The organism is Ekhidna lutea, assembly GCF_900188325.1.
GTDB lineage: Bacteria > Bacteroidota > Bacteroidia > Cytophagales > Cyclobacteriaceae > Ekhidna > Ekhidna lutea.
This window is the reverse complement of sequence record NZ_FZPD01000005.1, coordinates 435,467-458,965: the sequence shown is the minus strand read 5'-3', so window position 1 is coordinate 458,965 and position 23,499 is coordinate 435,467. Positions and strand designations below refer to the sequence as shown.

Genomic DNA, 23,499 nt, shown 5'->3' with positions numbered 1-23,499 from the left:
TTTCAGAAAAAATATTCTCATCAGTTTGTAACCCAGGTCAAAAACCACAGTACAATTAGCATCAAAATGCAACTTTTCTTTATCTCAGTCATCTTTAATTAAACAGCCTGCCATGAAGCTCAAATATTACCTTAGAATCACCCTACGCAATTTTTTCCGTCACAGAGTATCTTCCCTCGTTAACCTTATTGGGCTAACAACCGGGCTCACTTGTGCCTTTTTCATCTACCTCTGGGTACAGGATGAATTGAGCATAAATAAATTTCACGAAAAGGATGACCGGCTCTTCCGGGTCATGGAATTTCAGACCTATTCCAATGAAATGTTTGCAACAAATTCTACTCCTGGAATACTTGCTGAGAATCTGAAAATTGATTTTCCTGACATCAAATATGCGGCAACAACCACCTGGGTTGGCAAGTCATTGCTTACTTACAATAACGATAAGTACTTCAAAGAGGAGAGCTTTCATGTTGGTGAGGATTATTTCAACATTTTCACGTATCCACTTTTGGCCGGAAATCCTGATGATGTTTTGAAAGACAAATCATCCATTTGCATTTCAAGAAACCTGGCAGAAAAATTCTTTGGTGATGTAGAGAGTGCAGTTGGTGAAACACTACGCTACGAAAACGATCGGGATTTTATTGTTACTGGAGTTTTCGAAAACATCCCCAAAAACTCCACTTACAGATTCGACTTTGTCCTACCATTTGAAGATTTCAAAGATGATAATGAATGGGTGAAAAGCTGGGGAAACAATGGTCCGCACACCTATGTAATTTTAGAAGAAGGAGCTGAGCAACAAGCAGTTACCGAAAAGATATCCGGATATGTAAAAAGTAAAAATGAGGACGGTGATAGCAATGTCGATCTATTCTTGAAAAAGTATTCAGAGCAGTATCTCTACGGAAAGTACACCAATGGTGTCCAGGATGGTGGTCGGATTGAGTATGTGAGGCTTTTTTCCATCATTGCCATTTTCATACTGGTCATTGCTTGCATCAATTTTATGAATCTTTCCACGGCTCGCGCTTCTAAACGCGCACATGAAGTAGGTGTAAGAAAAGCCATTGGTGCGGATAGACAAACGTTGATCAAACAATTCATTGGGGAATCTCTTTTAATCACCATTTTCTCGATGGTACTGGCATATCTTTTTGTGTTGCTTCTTTTGCCTCAATTCAACTTTATTACCGATAAAGAAATTTCGCTTGAGTTGACCCCTCAGATCATCACTTTTTCGATTGCAACGGTTATTATGACTGGTTTCTTAGCCGGAAGTTACCCGGCACTCTATCTCACCCATTTCAATCCGGTGAAAGTGCTTAAAGGAGAAATTAAAAGCTCTGCTGGTGAAATTTGGGCCAGAAAAGGACTGGTAATCTTTCAGTTTACCATCACCATCATCTTAATCGTGGGTGTAATTGTAATTCATAAGCAAACCAGCTATGCACTAACCAAAAACCTTGGATACGATCGTGATAATGTGGTCTTTTTCAGCCAGGAAGGTACGATTCAAGACAAAAGAGATGCCTTTTTCACTGAATTAAGAAAAATCCCCGGAGTAGCATCTGCAGCTGGCACCAGTCACACACTACTTCATCAAATGAACAATACTAGTGGATTGGATTGGCGAACGAAACAACCGGAAGAACGAATCCTATTCGAGAACATTCGGGTAGATCATGAATTCCAAAAAACCATGGGGATGGAGTTGATCGCTGGGCGATGGTTTGATAAGCAATTTGGGGCAGACAGTACGAAAATTGTGATGAACGAAGCGGCAGTAAAAGTGATGGGTTTTACACCGGAGGAAGCTATTGGAGAAACCATTAAACTTTGGGAGGAGCACGACTTGCAAATCGTTGGCGTGTTAAAGGATTTCCACTATCAGTCAATTCATCGTGAGGTTGATCCGGCATTCTTTTGGTTAGGGAATACCTGGAATACCGCTGTGCGTTTAGAAGCCGGCAAAGAAGTACTTGCCATGACCAAAGTGCAGGAATTATACGAAACCTTCTGTCCGGGATTCATTTTTGAGTATGAATTTTTGGATAAAAGCTATCAGGAATTATACGAATCAGAAACACGTATTGGGACACTCTCCTCCTACTTTGCGGGGTTCGCCATCCTCATTTCATGTCTTGGTTTATTCGGACTAGCCACTTTCACAGCAGAGCGAAGACTTAAAGAAATAGGCATTAGAAAAGTATTGGGAGCGTCTGTTTCAAATATTGTTATGATGCTTTCGAAAGACTTTACCAGACTGGTAGGTATTTCAATCATTATTGCCATCCCGATCTCCTACTACTTTATGGATAAATGGCTGGAAAGCTTTGCTTATAAAATTGATTTAAGCTTCTGGATCTTTGTGGGAACTGCCATTATCTCCCTGATGATTGCCTGGCTGACCGTGAGCTCTCAAGCTTTGCGAGCAGCAAATGTCAACCCATCCAAGTGCCTGAAAGATGAATGATTAGGCCTGGAGGTGGTCAGTAAATCGTTCCTGTATCTTTTTAGTTACAGAACCCACCTGACCATCTCCGACTTTCTGTCCATCAATTTTTACAATGGGTAGTACTTCTTTCAAAGTGCTGGTTAGGAATACCTCATCAGCATTTAAAAAATCCTGAAATGAAACATCTGTGATCAGGGTTGGAGAAATATCATTCGCAAAGCTCAACACATGTTTGCGTGTGATTCCGTCAAGAATCTGTTTCCCTGGGGTCATGATTTTGCTATCTTTCACGATAAACACACTACTTCTGGAAGCCTCACTAATTAGCCCATCCTTGTGATATACAACATCAATAGCACGAGCCTCTTTTTTCCTGACATGTAACATATTGCTTGTCAGGTAATTGATCGATTTGATTTCCGGATACGCACGCAGGTACTCATACGTGATTACATTGGATGATACCGGCATTTGGTGACTATTTAAATCAAGATGCAGAATGAAGAAGAGTGGCGTATATCTGTCATCCGAATCACTCCCATCTCCCAGGATCATCAGCTTAAATGCGGAATTGTTGAAATGATTTTTCTGCTGCAGTGAATGAACGGCTTCACGAATTTTATCTTTTGGAATAATTGAATCGAATCTCATAAGCTTCTGCCCGTTTTCAAATCGATCCAGGTGATCTTCCATAAAAGTCAGCTTTCCATCTCGCTCCCTGAAAAAATCAAACATCCCAAAGCCACGGTGTGCCCCTTGGTTGTTTATTGGAATGAAAGCTTTGGATTCTTCTACGATTTCTCCGCTGAAATAACAATAGGCCATATTCTTCAAATAAGTCCATGAATTTAATCTCGATTTACCACAATTACCTTTATTTGGTATGTGAAAGTAATCGTCATAGGAGGAGGCGCTGCAGGTTTCTTTACCGCCATTAATATTGCTGAAAAGCATCCGAATTATCAGGTCTCTATTCTTGAAAAATCAGGAAAGATTCTTCAGAAAGTGAAGGTCTCAGGAGGAGGCAGATGCAACGTAACCAATGAGCGGTCGCTCCCATCCGAGTTAGTGAAATTCTATCCCCGGGGAAGTAAAAAACTTCATTCACTTTTCAAGACATTTTCTACTGAAGACATGACGAGTTGGCTTGAAGAACATGGTGTACAGACGAAGGCAGAAGCAGACAAACGCATGTTTCCGGTTACGGATAACTCTCAAACCATCATTGATTGTTTTGTTAAAGCAGCTGAAAAACACAAAATAACTCTCCGTTTAAATGAAGGAGTAACCCAACTGGAACAAATCGAAAATCAATGGAAGATTACCACTTCCAAGCAAGAAATCTTTGCGGACAAAGTGGTAGTTGCCACCGGCTCCTCTCCTGCTACTTGGGAAGTGTTGGAAGAAGCAGGGCTGGAAATGACTGAAATAGTTCCGTCCTTGTTTACCTTCAATATCAAGGATGAACGAATTCAGGACTTACAAGGAGTGTCCTTTGAAAAAGCCTCTGTTAAAGTAGTCGGAACAAAGCTCGCCGAGGAAGGACCTTTGCTCATTACTCACTGGGGATTGAGTGGGCCTGCCATTCTGAAGCTCTCTGCATGGGGTGCTTATGAGCTGGCAAAGAAGAATTATCACTTTGAGGTTTTGGTGAACTTTATTGTAGCCATGAAACCGGAGGATATCAGAAGTCACATCCTCAGCTACAAACAGTCTAACCCCAAACGAAAAGTGGTCAACTACCCGCTATTTGATTTGCCCAAGAGATTCTGGGAACGAATGACGCAGTATTGTGAAGTAAGTGACCAAACCCCTTTCGGAGAACTCTCAAAAAAAATGATAAATAAGCTGGTGGAAGAGCTGGGACAGGGACGATACGAAGTGAATGGTAAGAGTACATTCAAGGAAGAGTTTGTAACGGCTGGTGGTGTAAAGCTGTCTGAGGTTGATCTGAACACATTTGAATGCCGGAGGTTTCCAAATCTCTACCTGGCTGGCGAAGTGTTGGACATAGATGCCCTCACCGGAGGTTTCAATTTTCAGGCCTGCTGGAGTGCGGGGTGGGTGATTTCGGAGAGTGTTTAGTGAGCTTTTGGAAAGTTTGAAACTTTCATAAAGTTGCAAATAACTATCTTTAGCTGATGGAGCAAGAGACACAGGTAGTCAATCTATCTGATAAATCACTTCTGATCGATTACTAAGGTTTTCATTAACCTTTTTAACCTTTTGAAAAGTTTTAAACTTTCCAAAAACTATAAGCTCGAAACATCACCCCAAAATATACCCCACCCCACTCGGCTGATAAAGCATCCAACCTGTCAGACTGTAGCGACCTACATTCGTTTTCATTACTTCGTGGGGTACATCCGCACTTTTGAACATGACACATCTACCAGCGATCGGATCAATGAGTAGCTCTTCGTCTTCTTTGTAGATCTTAAGTTCTCCCCCATCCCCTTGTTTCCATCCTTCATTGAGGTAGATAATTACCGAGATCATTCGGTTGCTACGATCTTGAAACTGATCTACATGACGCTTGTAAAAAGTCCCCGCAGGATAGCAAGCTAAATGGAATTCATACCCAGTTAAACTAAGAAAACAGTATCGATTGAGGGCAAACTTGATTTCTTCGATCAAATCAAAAGCTGGAGTCAACAATGTGTCCCTGTCTTTATCCAGCCAATAGGTAAAATCCCCTCGGATGGAAGTATCTTTCTGATTATTAAAAGCAGACCCAAGTCCTGCACGCTTGAATTCATCTACCTCAAGCTTTTGCAACAAAAACCCTCTAACCGCCTGATACAACTCAGGTGAGAGAAAATTGTCAATAACGACATAATCATTTAATGAAAGCTGATCAACCCAGTCAATCCACTTTTCTACCGAATAAAAATTCAATTTTCACAAAAAAGTATACGAAATTACATGAACATCACTTATCACCAACTATCATGGACACCACCATCCAGTCTATCCGACCATTTATTGGCGCACGAGATTATTCGCAATCGCGTAACTTTTATAAAGAATGGGGTTTTAATGAAATAATAACCTCACCCAAGCTTTCTTTCTTTCATATGAATAAAGTTGGATTCTATCTCCAGGATTTCTTTGTAAAGGATTGGATTGAAAATTCCATGCTGGTATTGCAGGTAGACAACCTCTCCGACTATTGGGAAGTATTAAAAGCGAAAAACCTTGATCAAAAATTTAAAGGAGTAAAGTTGGTTGAGCCAACTTCATTTGATTGGGGTCGGGAAGGATTTGTTTATGATCCATCCGGAGTTCTGTGGCATATTGCCGAATTTAATTCCTAGGCTATCACAACCTCGCCCCCTTCAAAAAGCACTTTATCTCCTTTGCGAAGCTTCTTTCTTCGTTGCTTTTCAACCTGTCCATTTACCTGAACCAGCCCTTCATCAATAAATTGCTTAGCCTCCCCTCCTGAACCTACCAACTGCATGATTTTCAGTAGTTTATTGAGTTCTATAAAGTCGTGTCCTTCCAGTTCGAATGTTTGCATGAAGCAAAACTAAAACCAATTTTCTGATATTTATTCTTAAAAACAGAAACATATCTATTAACCTTGCCGTATTATTAATTCTTAAAAGTAGAAAGTAATCTAACTTGTCACATTGAGCCTGTCGAAATGGACATTAAAATCAACCTATGAAAGGATACATCGGTGAATTTGAAGAACTGGTCTTACTGACCATCGCCAATCTGTCAAAAGATGCGTATGGCGTAGCTATACTCAATGACATTTCTAAACGAGCCAATCGAAAGTTGAGTATCGGTGCACTGCACTCTACACTCACCCGATTGGAAGAAAAAGGATACATCTCCTCTTACCTTGGTGAGCCTACCAACGAGAGGGGCGGCAGACGCAAGCGCTATTTCGAAATTACGGATAGCGCCAAAGCTGAACTCAGTAATATGAAAGCGCTCAGAGATCAGCTTTGGGCAGGATCTAAAGTCAACCTTTCTGTTAAATGAAACGCTCTTCAAACCCACCTATTCTTGCTGAAAAGCTACTAAAATGGCATGCTGGAAAGGCAGACCTGGAAGACATTCAAGGAGACCTGGATGAGGTCTATGGACTAACCCTTGAACAATCAGGCAAGCTGAAAGCAGGCATCAAATACTGGTATCAGGTACTTTCTCTACTTTTTTCTTATGGACTAAAAAAGCGGAAGTCAAAAGCCGCCTACTCCCCTTTCTATCACAAAAACTCAACTGCAATGTTCAAAAACTATTTCAAAATTGCTATTCGAAATTTCTCGAAGCACAAATTATTCACCTCGTTAAACATGCTGGGTCTGGCACTGGGTATGTCGATCTGCCTCTTAGCACTATCCATTTCTGTAGCTATCTACCAATCTGATTCATGGCAAGAAAATAAAGAGCGAATCTTCCAGATCAACACTTATGTAGCTGATCAGGAAGACAGCCGAACGTTTGCCTCCACTTTCTATGCGATGGGAGAGTATCTCGAAGACCAATATCCATTCGTCGAAAAGGCCGTAACCATCCGGCCGGGCTTTAGTCCTGAAATAAACCACCACGGCAACAAGATGAAGTTTCAGGGTTATTTCACCGAACAATCGTTTTTGGATGTCTTTAGCTTCAAGCTAATCAAAGGCGACCAGAAAACAGCCCTGGCCTCCCCCTCCAGCATCGTTCTTACACAAGAGGTAGCCGAAACACTTTTCAGAGATGAAGATCCTATTGGCAAAAGCCTGGAAACAGATTATGGGGTGTTCAATGTAACAGGTGTAATGGAAAACCCTAAACAAACACATTTCTACTTCCAGATACTTGGCTCAATTGATAATCACTCTCAGATGACAGCTCGCAATGCTGCAAACGAATGGATCGATTTCAAGTGGAATTATGCGTATGTGCTGCTCGATGAAGAACAATCAGAAGACAACCTAGAACAAGCATTAAATCAGGTCTCTACACATGCAGCTTCATTCAACCCGGAAAGAGAAATTGAGCTTGAATACATTAATCTGGAGGGAGTGGTGCCTCGCTGGAATATCAGCCAGGCACTCGGTATCGGCTGGGATGAGCCCTCCATGTTGTTTTTCCTTACCATCGGCCTTTTGGTACTTCTACCTGCGGTATTCAACTATACGAACATGTCAATAGCCCGCGCCCTAAAGCGTGCCAAAGAAATAGGGATACGTAAAGTGGTGGGTGCGGAGAAACATCAAATCAAAGCGCAATTTCTCATCGAAACCATCTTACTTTCTGTCATTGCCCTTACTGGCTCGTTGCTAATTCTTTATCCCATGAAGCAAGAGTTTTTGGGTATGATCATTGGTGGTGATATGCTGGACACCAATCCCAACCTTGCACAGATCCTCACATTTTTGATATTTTCCATCCTGGTTGGATTGATGGCAGGTCTTTTTCCGGCGCAATACTTTTCAAAACTCAACCCCATTCAAACTATGAAAGGAGAGATAAAAAATGGAAAGAACAATGTTTCTGGTTTCAAAAAGGGACTTTTCGTTTTTCAATTTTTTCTCTCACTGGTGTTTGTGATCGGCATAGCAGCCATGGCTCGACAACATACCTATGCACTCAATACCAACCATGGGTTTCAGTCTGAAAACATTCTATCCATCCCATTTGAAAGAATAGAAAAGCAGGTTGCAATCCACGAGCTTGGCAATCATCCGGACGTAAAAGCAATTACTACCGCATCCAGCCTTCCAGGTGTCTCACTTAATGGCTTCATAGATGTAACTTCCAATGATCAGGACACCATCCAGGCGAATGTAGTTTTCATTGGTGATCAATTCATCGAGAACCTGAACATGGAGCTAAAATGGGGAGAGAGTGAATCGTTGCAACGATCCAATCAAAATGAAGAGCTTGTGTTGGTTAATGAACAATTCATTGAAGCAATGAAAGTGTTCAATATTCAAAAAGACACCCTTCGGTTTACACTCCCTGATGGCACCAATTGCAGAATTGTGGGGATTTTAAAAGACTTCAATTACGAGCCGCTCAACGAGCTTATCAACCCATTAATGATGCGATATTCTGTAGCGAATAGTCATTTTGCATTGCTGACTGTGAGCTCATCAAACATTAAGCGAACCATTAGTGAGCTTGAAGCAATCTGGCAAGGGATAGACCAGGAAATTAACTTTCATGCATCATTCCTGGACGATGATATAGAAGATGCTTACTGGTTTCTTCGGGTACAAATGAAGTTTTTTGGTGTATTGAGTACCCTCGCAATAACCATTTCATGTTTGGGACTATTGGGAATGGTCACCTATACAACCGAAAACCGAACCAAGGAGATTGCGGTTCGCAAGATCATGGGCGCCACCAACTACAGTTTGTATTACCTGCTCACCAAGGATTTCCTGAAATTGATCATGATCTCGGCACTCATTGCCATCCCGGTCTCTTATATATTTTATGATAAAGTCCTGTTATACTTTCTTATCCGCTATGGAACAGGGCTAGGAATTCTGGAAATACTCGGAAGTGTTCTATTTCTATTCCTCGTTGGCCTGACATCCATCTATTGGCAAGCATCCAAAGTAACGAAGGCCAATCCGGCAACTAAACTGAGATACGAATAACCGATGAGAGCGGACAAACACCCACCGATTCTTGCCCAGCGGCTACTGAAATGGCACGCCGGAAAGGCTGACCTGGAAGACATTCAAGGAGACCTGGATGAGGTCTATGGACTAACCCTTGAACAATCAGGAAAACTGAAAGCGGACATCATATACTGGGTGCAGGTACTTTCTCTACTATTTTCTTATGGACTAAAAAAGCGGAAGTCAAAAGCCGCTTACTCTTCCTTTTATCACAAAAACTCAATGACGATGTTCAAAAATTATCTGAAAATCTCCCTTAGAAATCTTAAAAAGCAACGTGCGTTTACGCTTATCAATGTGCTGGGGCTATCAATAGGTATGTCCATTGCCTTACTGGCAATGGCCATGTATGTGGAACTCAAACAGTTTGACAACTATCACCCAAATGCAGAGGATGTGTACCGGGTAACCACCACGGTGGAACTTGAAGGAGATAGGGAAAAGTACTCCTCCTCTCCTCCCGCACTTACCTACCGAATGGATGAGGTGATTCCGTCCATCTACAAATCCGTTCATATCGATGAAAGTTTCACTGCACTGATTGACCATCATGGCAATAACATCCGAACTTATGGATATCATACCGAGCCCTCATTCTTTGATGTTTTTGCTTTTGAGATGGAGTCCGGCACTCCGGAAGTGCTGAATGAACCCGGGAAGGTGATCATTACCAAAGAATTGGCCACCAAGCTATTTGGTGAGCAGGAGGCCCTCGGAAAAACCCTGATGACAGAAGAATGGGGACAGCTGCAGGTAGCTGGTGTTCTCAAAGCATTTCCCAAAAGGACTCATCTAAGGTTTGATATAATAACTGGTTTTGCACTTTCTGAGAAGTTTGATGCCAACTATCAAACATCCATCTGGACCACTTTTACGCATAGCTATTACTATTTCGCCATTGAAAAAGGGAAAGCAGAAGAGGTGCAGAGCCGGATGAATGATATAGGTAAAGCAGGATTAATTGAATTCCAAAATGAAAACAGGGAGGCAACCTATCACCTGCAGTCCCTACTGGACATCACCCCGGGTGAGCTCCTCAATGACGGAATAGGTATTCAGTTTGATATGCCTACCATGCTGGTATTCTTTGGCATTTCATTACTCATATTGATACCTGCCTGCTTCAACTACGCCAACATGTCGATTGCCATAGCCCTCAAGCGCTCAAAAGAAGTGGGGATTCGAAAGGTGATGGGCAGCCATCGTAAACATATTATTAATCAATTCCTGGTAGAAACCACACTCATCTGTTTGTCTTCACTTTTCATCTCAGCATTCATCTTCAATGAGATCAAAACAGGTTTTGCAAGCATGGTCGCTGGAGGAAATGCATTGGTTTTTGATATCTCGCCAACACTCATTCTAGTTTTCATAGGCTTTGCAGTTCTTACCGGAATTCTGACAGGTCTTGGACCCGCTTTTTTTTTTGCGAAAATATCCCCGATACAGGCCTTGCGATCAGATGCTTCGAAAAAAGTATCTATCTCCGGTATACGAAAAGGGTTAATGGTCTTTCAATTTACGCTGACCCTCGGGTTCATGATCGGCATTGGCGTTCTCCTCAAACAGTACCATGAAAGCAGATCGTTTCAGTTGCCATTCACTACAGAAGATACCTTTATCATCTACACCCAGGGAATGGAAACTGAGCTGCTCAAAACAGAATTAATCACAGATTCACGGATTGAGGCGGTTAGCTTTAGTTCGAGTATCCCTGGAACATCTCTTTATAATCAGGTGTACGCTCATCACCCCGAAAATCAAGACTCTATGCGATTCAAGCAGGTATTTGTAGATGACCAATTCATCAATCACATGAATCTTGAGCTCCTCTGGGGAGAGTCGTTAACTACAGGTGCAAATACCCCTGAGAAAGTGGTGGTTAATGAAGAGATGATTAGAAGGCTAAAGCAAATGAATTTTACGGACACCTTGAATATTTTACTCAGTGGCGGGCATAGAGCTCACGTGGTAGGTATCATTGAGAATTACAATCATGAACCACTGAATGAAAGCATGGAACCCATGATGCTTCGTATTGATCCGGATCAACTCACCTATTGCATGGTAAAGCTTCCAATGGAAAACAAGCTAGCTGCTTCTAAGCTGTTGGCTAAGCACTGGGACCAGCTTTTTCCAAACGTCCCTTTTAAGGCCACCCTACTGGAGACCGAAATCGATAATGCCTACCATTTCTTTAGAGTTGGAATTCAAATATTCGGTTTTTTGGCCATCCTGGCTATCTCCATTTCCTGTTTGGGTTTACTGGGTATGGTGATTTATGCTACAGAGAATCGAACCAAGGAGGTGGCCATTAGAAAAACTCTGGGCGCAACCAAACGAAATTTGTATGGCTCACTGGCCGGTCTTTTTCTTAAATTATGGGCCATAGCCTTATTGATCGCCATCCCGGCCTCCTACCTGTTTTATGACAATGTATTGGTTTCGATATTCAACAAATACGGTGATGGTGTGGGAGTACTTGAAATCTTCCTCAGCATATCAGTCACTTTACTGTTGGGTGGAGCTGCCATCTACTGGCAGGTAAACAAGATCACACGAATTAATCCTGCAACAAACCTGAGAAATGATTAATTAACCGTCATTGCGAACGTAGTGAAGCAATCTTAATATCGAGATTGCTTCATTTCCTTCGTTACTCGCAATGACGTTGATATATCTTCGCTCCATGCCCAATACCTACTTTCAGTTCAAACAATTCCGAATAGAACAAGCTCAGTCAGGAATGAAGGTGACTACTGATGGATGTCTTTTTGGAGGTTGGGTAGCAAGTGAAATTCAGAAATTTAAAAAGGAGCCTTCTCAGATTCTCGACATTGGGACAGGAACAGGCCTCCTGTCTCTAATGCTGGCGCAGGTAAGTGAATTAAGTCGGATTGATACAGTAGAGATCAACGAACAAGCCTTCGGGGAAGCCACTCAAAATTTTAAGGAATCGAAATGGAGCGACAGACTATCCGGTCATCAAACTTCTATTCAGGATTTCCAAACAGATGAGAAATATGATCTGATCATTTGCAATCCTCCTTTCTTCAAGAACAGTAAGCAAGGTGCTGATAGCGGCAAGAATCAAGCGCTTCATTCAAGTAGCTTAGAAGCTGAAGATTTGCTTGATCACGCTATTCGCTTACTCGATCCGGATGGTAGTTTCTACCTCATCTACCCGGAGCAAGAGATGAAAGCATTCAAAACCATGGCATTAACCAAAGAACTCTTTCCTATCCGCCAGGTGATTGTAAGAAATCAAAAAAATCATCCTGTATTTCGGGTAATGACACATTTCAGGTTTTCAAAAGGGCAGGAATCAACTACTGAAATGATTATCCGGGATTCAGATCGCAAATACACAAAAGAAAGTTGGGAGTTGTTAAAGGATTATTATTTAGCATATAATTCACCTCTTTGAACTTTTTTAATCCGAGGTTACTTTTAGGTTAGAATCAGAATTAACAACCATGCTAGGACTACTCACAGGAAAAAGTAAAAAAATAAAACAATTCATTCAGGAAGACGCTACCATCATTGACGTTCGAACCAAAACTGAATATGAAGGTGGGCATCTCCGCACCAGTAAAAACATCCCTATGGACAGCATTCCCAGTTACATGGGCCAACTGGATAAAACAAAGCCTATTATCACTTGCTGTGCTTCAGGCATGAGAAGTGGACAAGTCAAACGCATGCTTAAAGCCCAAGGCTTTAAGGTGATGAACGGTGGTGGCTGGATGAGTCTGGAGAAATACGGACTTTAAATTCGCCTTTTTAGATTGAAGTATTGGGTAATGAAAGCTTTAATAAAATCTAGCTGAATCATTTCATACGTAGGTAGTCATATCTGTTACCAACATATTTCAAATGACAAATTCTGAAGGGAGAATAACCCTTGACCTGAATGCTCCGGCACCCGCATTTAAGCTTACAGACATCTTCGATCGAGAAATCGACCTTACGGATTACAAGGGGAAGAAAGTACTCATCGCATTCTTTCGACATGCCGGATGCCCATTTTGCAATACCAGAGTTCACAATTTGCTAAAGCATCATGAAGCGCTTAAGGCCAAGAGAATGGAGATGATCTTCTTTTTCGAATCAAAAAAAGAACTTTTGCTTTCAAGCAACTTTCACAAGACCATCTCTCCTATCCCACTCATAGCTGACCCTGACAAAGTTTGGTATGATGCATACGGCGTAGAAAATTCTGGTATTAAATCCGCAAAAAGTCATTTCACAAGCTTCTTCCAAAAAGTGTTCGAAGCGAAGAAAAAAGGACTTCCGATTCACTGGATGAGTGGGAATGAATCTATCAAAACCATTCCAGCCGAATTCCTGATGGATGAGCGAGGGATTATACGCAAGGTCCACTACGCAAATGGCCTAAGGGATCGGATGGCCATTGATGAAATTGTGCAGTTCGCGAATGGTTAAAATAGCATACCCGCTATCTGGCAAGTAACTAAACCGTTTTTATATATTTAAAGTGCCTGTTATAGCCTTGTGCAATCGACTACAAACACTTAATTGTCGCCTTAAGGTAGGTTTAATGGCTATGAGCACCTTAGACTAAACAAGATCCTAGACGCGCTGTGCGCATTACATTATTGTTGTGTATGCAATCGAAATGCAACAAGAACGAAAAAATAAAGATGAATTTAACGATACGTAAGGAAGAACCTAATGATTTTCATACCGTTTTTAACTTGATTGAAAAAGCATTTGAACCGGAACAAATGACCGACCACAAAGAGCAGTTTTTAGTGGATAGATTGAGAAAATCAGATGCTTTTATTCCCGAATTGTCATTAGTAGCAGAGTTTGAGAATAATATTGTTGGACATATTTTATTGACAAAACTGAAAATTAAAAATGGAGAAAATGAGTTCGACTCATTAGCACTTGCACCTGTCTCTGTCCTTCCGGAATATCAAGGAAAAGGGATTGGAGGAATGTTGATAAAAGAAGCTCATAAAAGAGCTAAAGAATTAGGGTATCAATCAATAGTTCTACTAGGTCACGAAAAGTATTATCCAAGATTCGGGTATAAACAAGCAGATAATTACAAAATAGAATTGCCGTTTGAAGTACCAAAAGAGAATTGTATGGCTATTGAATTAATCGAAAATGGACTAAAGGATGTAAGTGGAACTGTAGAATATCCTAAAGAATTTAATGAATAAAAATATGTCATTACCTTGCTTCATATCCACATGAAATGCATTCCAGGTTTGTGAAAATAAATTCACAGAACTTTATCATTTCCTCACTCGGAAATAGCGACATTAGCTTTCTTAAAATCAATAGAAACCATGGGAAAAGGACAAGACGCCAAAAAAGCTGTAAAAAAAGCTCCTGCTAAGACGGCCAAGGAGAAAAAAGCTGAGAAGAAAGAAAAGAAGAACAAGTACTGAGTTCTTCTTAACGCACTTTGTACACATCAATAGTGTTTGCCTGAAAGTTTCACCTTCTCGGGCAAACCTCAAACCACTTCTTTAACGGCAGCCAGTGCCTCTTTCAATCGCCAGTTCAATCAATCGATCTATCAAATCTGCGTAGCTCAGACCTTCTTCTTCCCAAAGTTTAGGATACATGCTTATGCTTGTAAAACCAGGAATCGTATTTATCTCATTCACCAGGATGGTTCCTTCTTCGGTTAAAAACATATCTACCCTTGCCAAGCCTTCACAATCAAGCACTTTGTAAGCTTTGACAGCTGTTTGTTTCAATGCAGGAAGATATTTTTCATCAATCTTAGCAGGAATTACAATCTCTGCATCAGACCCGGAAGCATACTTTTCCTCGTAAGAATAAAAATCGCCTGACTGCACCTCACCTACCCCTGTGGCTTTGGGATTATCGTTTCCTAATACTGCGCATTCTAATTCTCGGCCGTTAATGGCCTGCTCTACCAACACTTTTTTATCGTACGCCAATGCATCACTGATAGCGACATCCCACTCTTCTTTATTGGTCACCCGATGTACACCTACAGATGACCCCATATTGGCAGGCTTTACAAAAACTACTGATCCCAACTGCTTTTCTACCTCCTCAAAAGAAGGAGTTCCTTCTCCTTTATGTATTAGTATCCAGTTGGCTACCATCAGTCCTGAATCTCGCAAAAGTCTCTTAGTGACATCTTTGTCCATAGAAGCTGCAGAGGCAAGTACTGACGGACCTACAAAAGGGATATTCATCAAGCGTAGTAAGCCCTGAATAGTACCATCCTCACCATTGGGTCCATGCAAAATCGGAAAACACACATCAAAACCAGGTAGTTTCCCATGTTGAGTTTCGAAGCAATGAGAAGCTCCAGGCACAATCTTAACCCCCTCTCCCTGCTCATCTACGGTTTCTAAAAGCTGACCTTCGTCAAGATGTTTCCACATGCCGGCTTTAGAAATACCGATCAGTGTGATCGAATATTTAGAGCGGTCAATAGCAGCCAGAATATTCTTTGTAGACCGAACGGAAATTTCATGTTCGGGAGATTGGCCACCGCAAAGGATCAGAAGATTTCTCATAAATTCATTTCTAGATAATTAAATACCGTTTTAGTCATAGATTTCCCTAAGTTCAAAATCTTCACCCTTTCCATACTGAGTAAGGTCGCTCATTAGGTAGTTCTCCATCGAAAACAGATCCTTGAGCCGATAGTCATTTCTGCCCACCACCTCTATCAAGGTAAATTCACTCTTTTCACCATAGTTGACAAGTCGGTACTTTTTACCTACCCGCATACTCGAAAATGCCAGTCCACTCATATTCAAAGCAATATTATTCAGCCAATTTTGATTTACTTTTACTTTATGAAAAAATTTCTAACAGTTCTTGCAACAATCACGATAATCTTTACTCCCGGATGTAAGGATGATGACAGGTCAGGCTCATATGTAGGGGTCTGGGTAGGCACTAATGTGTCCGTTACAGAATGTGACACAAACAACTCGAGTAATAATCTGACATGCGATGAGACGCGGTGCTTCCGGCTGATTCTCAGTGCAGACGGAACTTACACCTACCAGGAAGGGCTTCCAATTCGTACAGGCACATGGAATACAGATGGTGGGTTGACGCTTTGTGTTGAAGAAGATGGTGAACTAGAATGTGAAACATTTGACGTCACTGTCAACAGCACTACACTGACTCTTTCGACCACCAATGAAGCTTCCGGCTGTATTACCACACATTCATTCGAAAGGCAGCAAGAAGATCCTGAAGAATCTGACGATCAGTAAAGCGAGCAATAATGGAAGGTTAGTTGAAGAGTGTAATTACTCTTCAACCAGCTGTCCCATATCATATTCGTACTCGATAGTTAAGTTCCCCTCCTGATCATACCACCGTGCAACGCCGTGGATTTTTCCTTTTTCATAATAGGACTCTTCCATCACCGTTCCATTTACATAAAATTTTTGCTGTATCCCATTTAGAATCCCACCGCTGTAATTTTTCCGCTCGATCAACTTTCTTCTGTTAAACATCAGGTACTCACCACTCAATTGATCATTGTGGTACGATGCTTTGGTCTGCACGTATCCCTGATTGTCAAAAATCAATTCAACACCATTCCTGGCACCCTCATAGTAGGTGGTGATAGATTGGACCTTTCCTTCAGAATCATAGCTGGTCCACGTTCCATGATACAGGCCATTAAGAAAATCTCCCTCACCAATTGTTACATCTCCGGCTTTAACTATAGCTTTTTGCAAATTGGGTATCGCAGCATAATCCTGCACAATTGCATCGACTGGAATTTGACTACCCTCAACAGACGTATAGGTAGAATTTGAATTTCCGCAAGCGCTTGCAACAATTGCTAAAACCCAAATAGATTTTTTCATTTTCGGTTCAAAATTTTAGGTAATACTTCATTAAAAATCTTTTCTCTATTGTTAAACACAACATAGAGACCGCAAAGAAATATGATCATAGCATAATAAAATAGCTGTCCTTTATCACCCATTACTTCTATTCCAAGTACGGTCAGGTGCATGCCAATAGCTCCAATCATAAGCCCAACAGCTAATGCCCCTCCAAGCCATGCGGTCCGTGGGATGACAAGCGTAACGGCTGCTACCAATTCAAGAATGCCCACCAGCCATCGTCCCCATGGTTCCATGCCTACAGTTGTAAAAATATAGATGGACTCAGGAGAACTTGTAAATTTGAAATAAAGTGTCTGTCCCATTATAATAGCAGCGGCAAATCGAGCAATAAAATAAGCGATCTTGGTTAGCATAGGCTTTGATTATTTCGGTGTGAAAATTATTAAAGATTTTGAAAAGGCTACAGAAGTTAAATAGAATCTATTGGATTTATGGTGGTGTCATGGGACTATTAATGGTTCTTCTTCAGGTCATTCACTACAAAGCAATGGTACGAGATATCCAAATGGAGCTTTTTGGTGGTATTATAGGATTGCTATTTCTCGTTTTTGGAATATGGCTGGGAATGAAACTTTTCAATAAAAATACCTCTGAAAAATACGATGGAAGTAAACTTGGATTGAGTAAACGTGAGGTAGAGGTGCTTGAGTTATTGGCCCAGGGGTTTTCCAATCAGGAGGTGGCAGATAAGCTTTTTGTTTCACTTAATACAGCCAAAACTCACATCTCTAATATTTATACTAAACTTAATGTCAAACGCAGAACGCAAGCAATTCAAAAGGCAAGAGATCTGGCGTTGATTCCTACTCCAAAAGGATGATTTTGATTAAATCACCCAAAAGAATGAAGTAAATCCGGACAAATAGCCGGTGATTTGAACCAAAAAAAATATGAATAAAAAAGTAGCACTTAAGTACGGATTGATCAGCGGTGGGCTGATTGTAGCGTCATGGTTCATCACACTTGGATTTGATTCGACAGATTTTGCAGGTGGTGAAATTGTAGGGTATGCCATTATGGTTGCAGCCTTAACTGCAGTATTTATGGGTGTCAAAAGCATTCGTGATGAAAAAGGATCACTATCATTCAAAGAGGGATTCTTAAACGGACTTGGAATAACCCTTGTAGCCTCCGTCATCTATGTGATCGGCTGGATGATTTATTTGCCTGCCTTCGCTCCGGATTTTGCAGATAAATATGGAGCCTCGCAAGTAGAGATGGTAGAACAATTGGATATTAGCGAAGAAGAAAAACAAAAGCAGATTGAGGACATCAATGAATGGATTGAGACCTACCAGCAACCACATGTGATGGCAGCAGTAACTTTCACAGAGATATTCCCTGTTGGGCTAATTGTGACACTAATTTCAGCTCTGATATTGAAGAGGAAATAGATTCTATCTAACTTTCCTCTATGATATCAAAATATTCTATTTGGGTAGTTGCAGGTCTGTTTTTGGCCTGCAGCTCCTCTGGTGGTGAAAGTCGCTCAACTAGTCTCAAACTAGAGAAAAGTGAATCCGGCACCTATATAAACGATGACGTTAAATCTAGCGTATCAAGTAAAAGAAGAGGCAAGTTGAACCGGCTTCAGGCCGATGGTCCTGCCTGGTTCAGCTTCAAAGTCCCTAATACATTTCAAAAACTGAATTTACAATTCTCAAACGGTTCTTCTATCACATGGAAGGTCGCAGGAACTGAAAACTTGGAAGATGATGACTCACTTCCGCTTAATATAAAGAACTCTGATTCTACAGAAACAATGATTGATGTAGTGATCACTCCTCCAACGGTAAAAATCTTTTTTAATGAAGGCGAGGAAAACTTCATTTTTAATGCTAGTAGTTTTTCTGTTGAGACCAAACTGGAGGTTTACTTAGACGAGGAGATATACGATACTCCGGGTATATTATATGACCTGGGGGATTAGTGTTATTAAATCCATAAAAGCATACTTTAAATCTTAAATCAAAGATTTATTAACGCAAAAACCATTAAACTTGAATAGAGAATCGATACACACACAACCTATGAAGTCATCTAACAAAGTACTTACTATTTTATCTCTTTTAATTTTCTTATCAGGATGTACCAGTTCATCGTCTGGAAAGGATGAAAAATCCAAAGAGGAGTTGGCCGAAGAGAAAACAATGCATGACCTGGAGCAGTTAATGGAAGATTTTCCTGATCCATCGTTAGTCCCTTTCACTTTAAAATCCATTGGTGCAGAATTTGACAGAGCACATATCAATTCACTGGATAACATAGAATCATATAAAAACAATAGAGATAAAATGGCCCTGAATATGGGTATTTACGCATCAGACATTAGTTATCTGGCAGCATATGGTCATGAAGAGGATTGCATAGATTACCTAAAGGCTTCCCACACCATTGCTGAATTCCTTGGTGACTCTGCAATCTATAATGAAGACGACCTTAACGAATTCAGGGGACACATCAGCTCACAAAATGAGGAAGAAATCGGGAGAATCTTAGGGAAGTTATTTCTGGAAACCAGTCTGAAAATGGAAGAAGACCATCACCTTACCATGGCTGGCCTTGCTCTGACAGGTAGTTTTGTTGAGGGGCTTTATCAGGCAGTAATAACACTGGAGACTTACCCAAACACTCCTGAAAATCAAAAACTACTGGAGCCATTAGTTGAAATTGTAATTGGTGAAGAACAGGCGCTTCTGGATATTCTACAGGTATTAAATGATCTTCCGTTTGATGACACCATTGCGGATATGATTACCGAATTGTCTATTTTAGACAGGCTTTACAAGGGTGACCTTCAGGACATTGAAGAAAAAATGGAGAGCGATCCCGATTTTATACTTACCAAAGATGTGATGCGAGATATTACACTTGAGGTGAAAAGAATAAGAGAGCGTATTACTCAAGAATAAATACACTTAATCTACCTAATCAGAGAAGCGTCGAATACTCGGCGCTTTTTTTATGCATAAAAAAAACCCCTGACGTTACCATCAGGGGAATGTTTGGCTTGATAATAAAGGATAATTACTTATCCTCTTTTTTCTTAGGAGCTGCTTTCTTCGGTGCAGCTTTCTTAGTTTCTTTTTTTTCAGCTTTAGGCTTAGCTTCCTTTTTCTCAGCTGCTTTTGGTTCAGCTTTTTTCTTAGGAGCAGCTTTTTTGGTTTCCTTTTTCGGTGCTTCAACCGTTTCTGCTTTAGCAGCTTTCGGTGTAGCTTCTTTCTTAGGTGCCTCAGCTTTTTCAGCTTTTGGGGCAGCTTTTTTAGACTTAGCTTTTTGCTCGAATTCTGCTTTTATCTCGTCTATGTCAACATTCTTGATAGTGGGAACCGAATTCAAACGTTTCATCGTGTTCACCCTATTCTTAGCGACATTTTTATTTTTTCTTCCTTTTCTTTCTAATCTTGTTACGGCCATTGCTCTGGTCTTCTTATGTGAAATGAGCCGCAAATTTAGGTTATTATGTAGTTTTGTCCAAAACGAAAATTGAATGTCTAAAAGTAAGCCCACTCTACCTCGAGGCACACGCGATTTCGGTCCTGAAGTTTCTGCGAAACGTACCTATATAATTGATAAAATCAAGCAGAACTTTATCAAATATGGATTCAGCCAGCTTGAAACACCATCCATGGAAAACTTATCCGTTCTGACAGGAAAATACGGAGATGAAGGTGACCAACTGCTTTACAAAATTTTAAACTCAGGAGACTACCTAAGTAAAACCAACCCCTCAGATTATGAACTGGGAAGTAAGCACCTGACAAACAAAATCGCGGATAAAGGCTTACGCTATGATCTCACGGTCCCTTTTGCAAGATATGTAGTGATGAATCAGCATGAGATTTCATTTCCTTTCAAGCGCTTCCAGATACAACCGGTATGGCGGGCAGACAGACCACAAAAAGGTAGATATAGAGAGTTTTATCAATGTGATGCCGATATTATTGGTAGTCGTGGTATCTGGAATGAAGCTGAGCTCACACTATTATTCAATGATGTCTTCAATGATCTGGGCTTAGAAGATTATGTAATAAAAATCAACCATCGAGAAATCCTTTTCATGCTTGCAGAATACGTGGAGCTAAAGGATCAGGCCGTGGCATTCTGTGCGGAGATAGACAAGCTGGATAAGATAGGTGAAGAACGAGTGATTGAGAATGTCCTTGTCCTTGGAGGGGACAATGTTAAAATGAGAGAAGTGATGGAACTACTAACCTCCAATAGCAGGGAGCACCTCATTGAAAAAGTAAGTGCCATTGACCCTGGCAACAAGGGCGTTAAAGAAATCATCCAATACTTTGAAGCGCTGGATCAATTTGCAGATAAAAATCTTAAAATCGAATTGGATTTAAGCCTGGCAAGGGGTCTCTCCTATTATACCGGGATGATCTACGAAGTGAAGCCTACAAGTGTACAAATGGGAAGTATTTGTGGAGGTGGTCGATACGACAATCTTACTGGTGTTTTCGGATTGCAGGGCATATCAGGTATAGGCATTTCATTTGGCCTGGATCGGATATATGATGTTATGGAAGAGCTTGATCTTTTTCCAGAGGAAATTACCCAAAGACTGGAAGTCCTCATTGTTCACTTCAGTGAATCAAACCTGCTTCACAGTCAAACCGTAGTAATGAAACTTCGTGAGGCTGGAATTAAGGCTGACCTGTATCCTGAATCAGATAAAATTAAAAAGCAATTCAATTACGCAGATAAAATTCAAACCCCATTTACACTGATTATTGGTGATGATGAAGTAAAAACAGGCAAATTCATGTTAAAAGACATGAAGTCTGGCAATCAAAAACCCATGACGCTGGATGAAATAATCCGGGAGTTTAAAGGTTAACTTTACGAAAGTTGTTCGTATATCTGATTGATGCACCGCTGGATACATATTATATGTTTGTTGTTTGTACCGCTAATGAACCATGCACAGGTTCTTAGCAGCAAAGGGCGGTTTTCTGTTGAATTTGATCGCGGTTGTAACCCGATGACAGTAAATATCACGGAGCTTGACTCTTTTGGAGATATTACAAGACAGTACTACTACTTTGATGGTGCTAGCATCACCAATAGCCAAACGTTCACCTACCAGGATCCAGGAGTATACCAGATTATTCAGATAGTTGGCCAGGATGGGGTTGACAAAAGAGATACTTTATTTGTGGAAGCGCTGGAATCAAGGAAGCCGGAGGTAGAAATTCAGAAATGTAACGGACAGCAAATTTCGGTCACTTCTATTGACAACTACTACGACAGTCTTCGGGTGTATTTCACCGCTACAGACTCAGTAACACTGCAGCAAAACGAAACAGCTGAATATACTTTTGGGAGTTCAAATGTAACTACCATCTCGCTCAAAGGCTTTTTTAATCATGCCGATGAGATTTGTTCGAGTTACACGGAAGATATTGTGCCAATCCCGACACTAGATGCTCCGGAAATCTTGGATGCATCAATAAAGGAAACCTGTAAGGATGTATTTACTTTATATTTAGAGTTAAGCAGCATCGATACGCTCACAAATTATCGGGTAAATATTATACAAACTGCTACCTCAACCATTTTTGATGGATATCTGGATCAGACCACACAGATATTTTATGATATACCATTTGAAAAGGCCTCTTTTTGTCTGAATGTAGAGGCTTATGACCCTTGCAACGATACCTCCGAATCCAGTTCGGATTTTTGTTCCGAATCTACCGATCTCTCATTATCTCCTTTTGAAGAGCTGTATTCAACATATGACTCTTCCGGTATTTATATCAATCTTGATGATGTTAATGTAGGCACATTCAAAATCTATCGACGGATTCAAGGAGGAACGTTTGAAGAGCGACCAGATCAAACCGGATCATTCACAGATCGTATTGGGTCCAATGGCAGGCAATATTTCTACAAAATTGATTACACTGACAGTTGTAATCAGATTCTCTATTCAGCAGAAACAAACCCACCACTCGTTGATGCTAAAGGAATTGAGACAAATGAATATAATGTTTCCTTTATTCCACCGACTAATTCCTTCACTGAAGCACCGCAAAATGCCTATCAGTCCGGAAATTCATTTTCTCAAACTTCAGAAGTTATTGCTACAGAAGAGTTCACCATCCGTCTCAACGCTCAAGATGGCAGCCCCAGGCAATTTATTACAGCTACATCTACGTATTCAAATGGAGTAACACTTCGATCAAATGCTGTTACAGTTAGACATGAATTGGTCATTTATGTTCCCAATGCTTTCACTCCAAATGGTGATGGACTTAATGATACCCTTGAATTATTTGGACTTCCAACGGAAATAGCAACAACTAACATCTATACGAGATGGGGTCAGCTCATTTATACCTCAGACCAACCATCACCCGGGTGGGATGGCACAATCAATGGCTCCTTGGCCAATGAGGGAACTTATCTGTATGAAATAATCTTTGAAACAGCAGACGGAGATATCCGGTCACAAAAAGGTACTTTTGCATTGATAAAAAAATAGAAG

Annotated in this window: 25 protein-coding genes; 17 read left to right on the top strand and 8 right to left on the bottom strand. The window is 40.8% G+C overall.

Annotated features, from left to right (window positions below):
* Positions 1-112: 112 nt before the first annotated feature.
* Positions 113-2,479: an ABC transporter permease gene (locus CHB71_RS16005; protein ID WP_089357943.1), complete on the top strand. Its 2,367-nt coding sequence runs from the start codon at positions 113-115 to the stop codon at positions 2,477-2,479.
* Here the strand turns inward: CHB71_RS16005 and CHB71_RS16000 are convergent, their stop codons facing one another.
* The gene (locus tag CHB71_RS16000) at positions 2,480-3,286 is read right to left on the bottom strand and encodes an aminotransferase class IV (protein ID WP_179213446.1); all 807 of its coding nucleotides are present in this window, start codon (positions 3,284-3,286) and stop codon (positions 2,480-2,482) included.
* A gap of 60 nt (positions 3,287-3,346) precedes the next feature.
* Here CHB71_RS16000 and CHB71_RS15995 point away from each other — a divergent pair, with 60 nt between their 5' ends.
* Positions 3,347-4,546, top strand: a complete 1,200-nt coding sequence (locus CHB71_RS15995) for a BaiN/RdsA family NAD(P)/FAD-dependent oxidoreductase (RefSeq protein WP_089357941.1) — start codon at positions 3,347-3,349, stop codon at positions 4,544-4,546.
* A 183-nt stretch (positions 4,547-4,729) separates the two neighbouring features.
* Here CHB71_RS15995 and CHB71_RS15990 read toward each other — a convergent pair whose 3' ends face one another.
* Entirely contained in the window at positions 4,730-5,359 is a 630-nt protein-coding gene (locus CHB71_RS15990) for a 2OG-Fe(II) oxygenase (protein ID WP_089357940.1), read from the bottom strand.
* 53 nt (positions 5,360-5,412) lie between these two features.
* Between CHB71_RS15990 and CHB71_RS15985 the strand changes: the two genes are divergently transcribed.
* A complete protein-coding gene (locus tag CHB71_RS15985) occupies positions 5,413-5,778 on the top strand; it encodes a VOC family protein (RefSeq protein ID WP_089357939.1) in 366 nt (121 codons plus the stop codon).
* Here CHB71_RS15985 and CHB71_RS15980 read toward each other — a convergent pair.
* Complete coding sequence (locus tag CHB71_RS15980) at positions 5,775-5,984, bottom strand: RNA-binding S4 domain-containing protein (protein ID WP_089357938.1); 210 nt, start codon at positions 5,982-5,984, stop codon at positions 5,775-5,777. The two genes, CHB71_RS15985 and CHB71_RS15980, sit on opposite strands and share 4 nt — an antisense overlap.
* Before the next feature lie 146 nt (positions 5,985-6,130).
* Between CHB71_RS15980 and CHB71_RS15975 the strand changes: the two genes are divergently transcribed.
* The 7 genes from CHB71_RS15975 to CHB71_RS15945 all read left to right on the top strand — a co-directional run bounded on the left by CHB71_RS15975 (position 6,131) and on the right by CHB71_RS15945 (position 14,291).
* Complete coding sequence (locus CHB71_RS15975) at positions 6,131-6,457, top strand: PadR family transcriptional regulator (protein ID WP_089357937.1); 327 nt, start codon at positions 6,131-6,133, stop codon at positions 6,455-6,457.
* The gene (locus CHB71_RS15970) at positions 6,454-9,072 is read left to right on the top strand and encodes an ABC transporter permease (RefSeq protein ID WP_089357936.1); all 2,619 of its coding nucleotides are present in this window, start codon (positions 6,454-6,456) and stop codon (positions 9,070-9,072) included. Before CHB71_RS15975 ends, CHB71_RS15970 begins: the two co-directional genes overlap by 4 nt.
* 3 nt (positions 9,073-9,075) lie before the next feature.
* Positions 9,076-11,691, top strand: a complete 2,616-nt coding sequence (locus tag CHB71_RS15965; protein WP_089357935.1) for an ABC transporter permease — start codon at positions 9,076-9,078, stop codon at positions 11,689-11,691.
* A 94-nt stretch (positions 11,692-11,785) separates the two neighbouring features.
* On the top strand, positions 11,786-12,523 hold the full coding sequence (locus tag CHB71_RS15960) for a tRNA1(Val) (adenine(37)-N6)-methyltransferase (protein ID WP_179213445.1): 738 nt from the start codon (positions 11,786-11,788) through the stop codon (positions 12,521-12,523).
* Positions 12,524-12,572: 49 nt separating this feature from the next.
* Positions 12,573-12,869 carry a rhodanese-like domain-containing protein gene (locus tag CHB71_RS15955; RefSeq protein WP_089357933.1) on the top strand — a complete coding sequence of 99 codons (297 nt, stop codon included), beginning with the start codon at positions 12,573-12,575 and terminating at the stop codon, positions 12,867-12,869.
* 103 nt (positions 12,870-12,972) lie between these two features.
* Positions 12,973-13,542 carry a redoxin domain-containing protein gene (locus CHB71_RS15950; protein WP_245811330.1) on the top strand — a complete coding sequence of 190 codons (570 nt, stop codon included), beginning with the start codon at positions 12,973-12,975 and terminating at the stop codon, positions 13,540-13,542.
* Positions 13,543-13,760: 218 nt separating this feature from the next.
* A complete protein-coding gene (locus CHB71_RS15945; protein ID WP_089358076.1) occupies positions 13,761-14,291 on the top strand; it encodes a GNAT family N-acetyltransferase in 531 nt (176 codons plus the stop codon).
* A 312-nt stretch (positions 14,292-14,603) separates the two neighbouring features.
* Here CHB71_RS15945 and CHB71_RS15940 read toward each other — a convergent pair whose 3' ends face one another.
* Together CHB71_RS15940 and CHB71_RS15935 are read right to left on the bottom strand one after the other, a co-directional pair.
* Positions 14,604-15,635, bottom strand: a complete 1,032-nt coding sequence (locus CHB71_RS15940) for a D-alanine--D-alanine ligase family protein (protein ID WP_089357932.1) — start codon at positions 15,633-15,635, stop codon at positions 14,604-14,606.
* Positions 15,636-15,665: 30 nt separating this feature from the next.
* Positions 15,666-15,875, bottom strand: a complete 210-nt coding sequence (locus CHB71_RS15935) for a hypothetical protein (RefSeq protein ID WP_089357931.1) — start codon at positions 15,873-15,875, stop codon at positions 15,666-15,668.
* 45 nt (positions 15,876-15,920) lie between these two features.
* Between CHB71_RS15935 and CHB71_RS15930 the strand changes: the two genes are divergently transcribed.
* Positions 15,921-16,349, top strand: coding sequence for a hypothetical protein (locus CHB71_RS15930; RefSeq protein ID WP_089357930.1), 429 nt, complete (start codon positions 15,921-15,923; stop codon positions 16,347-16,349).
* 36 nt (positions 16,350-16,385) lie between these two features.
* On the opposite strand, the gene CHB71_RS15925 is transcribed toward CHB71_RS15930, so the two are convergent.
* Positions 16,386-16,955 (bottom strand): toxin-antitoxin system YwqK family antitoxin, encoded by a 570-nt coding sequence (locus CHB71_RS15925; protein ID WP_089357929.1) that lies wholly within the window; start codon positions 16,953-16,955, stop codon positions 16,386-16,388.
* Positions 16,952-17,353, bottom strand: a complete 402-nt coding sequence (locus tag CHB71_RS15920; RefSeq protein WP_089357928.1) for a DoxX family protein — start codon at positions 17,351-17,353, stop codon at positions 16,952-16,954. The genes CHB71_RS15925 and CHB71_RS15920 overlap by 4 nt, the downstream gene beginning before the upstream one ends.
* A 38-nt stretch (positions 17,354-17,391) precedes the next feature.
* Between CHB71_RS15920 and CHB71_RS15915 the strand changes: the two genes are divergently transcribed.
* From CHB71_RS15915 to CHB71_RS15900, 4 genes are all read left to right on the top strand, one after another.
* Positions 17,392-17,820 (top strand): response regulator transcription factor, encoded by a 429-nt coding sequence (locus CHB71_RS15915; RefSeq protein WP_245811328.1) that lies wholly within the window; start codon positions 17,392-17,394, stop codon positions 17,818-17,820.
* A 70-nt stretch (positions 17,821-17,890) separates the two neighbouring features.
* Positions 17,891-18,394, top strand: a complete 504-nt coding sequence (locus CHB71_RS15910; RefSeq protein ID WP_089357926.1) for a DUF4199 domain-containing protein — start codon at positions 17,891-17,893, stop codon at positions 18,392-18,394.
* Between the two features lie 20 nt (positions 18,395-18,414).
* Complete coding sequence (locus CHB71_RS15905) at positions 18,415-18,930, top strand: hypothetical protein (protein ID WP_089357925.1); 516 nt, start codon at positions 18,415-18,417, stop codon at positions 18,928-18,930.
* A 100-nt stretch (positions 18,931-19,030) separates the two neighbouring features.
* Positions 19,031-19,912 carry a hypothetical protein gene (locus tag CHB71_RS15900; RefSeq protein ID WP_089357924.1) on the top strand — a complete coding sequence of 294 codons (882 nt, stop codon included), beginning with the start codon at positions 19,031-19,033 and terminating at the stop codon, positions 19,910-19,912.
* Positions 19,913-20,027: 115 nt separating this feature from the next.
* On the opposite strand, the gene CHB71_RS18740 is transcribed toward CHB71_RS15900, so the two are convergent.
* A complete protein-coding gene (locus CHB71_RS18740; RefSeq protein ID WP_144017456.1) occupies positions 20,028-20,510 on the bottom strand; it encodes a histidine biosynthesis protein HisIE in 483 nt (160 codons plus the stop codon).
* Between CHB71_RS18740 and hisS the strand changes: the two genes are divergently transcribed.
* Both hisS and CHB71_RS15885 read left to right on the top strand, forming a co-directional pair.
* Positions 20,491-21,846: a histidine--tRNA ligase gene (gene hisS, locus CHB71_RS15890; RefSeq protein ID WP_089357923.1), complete on the top strand. Its 1,356-nt coding sequence runs from the start codon at positions 20,491-20,493 to the stop codon at positions 21,844-21,846. The two genes, CHB71_RS18740 and hisS, sit on opposite strands and share 20 nt — an antisense overlap.
* 75 nt (positions 21,847-21,921) lie before the next feature.
* Positions 21,922-23,496 (top strand): gliding motility-associated C-terminal domain-containing protein, encoded by a 1,575-nt coding sequence (locus CHB71_RS15885; RefSeq protein WP_221406745.1) that lies wholly within the window; start codon positions 21,922-21,924, stop codon positions 23,494-23,496.
* The last annotated feature ends 3 nt before the right edge of the window (positions 23,497-23,499 follow it).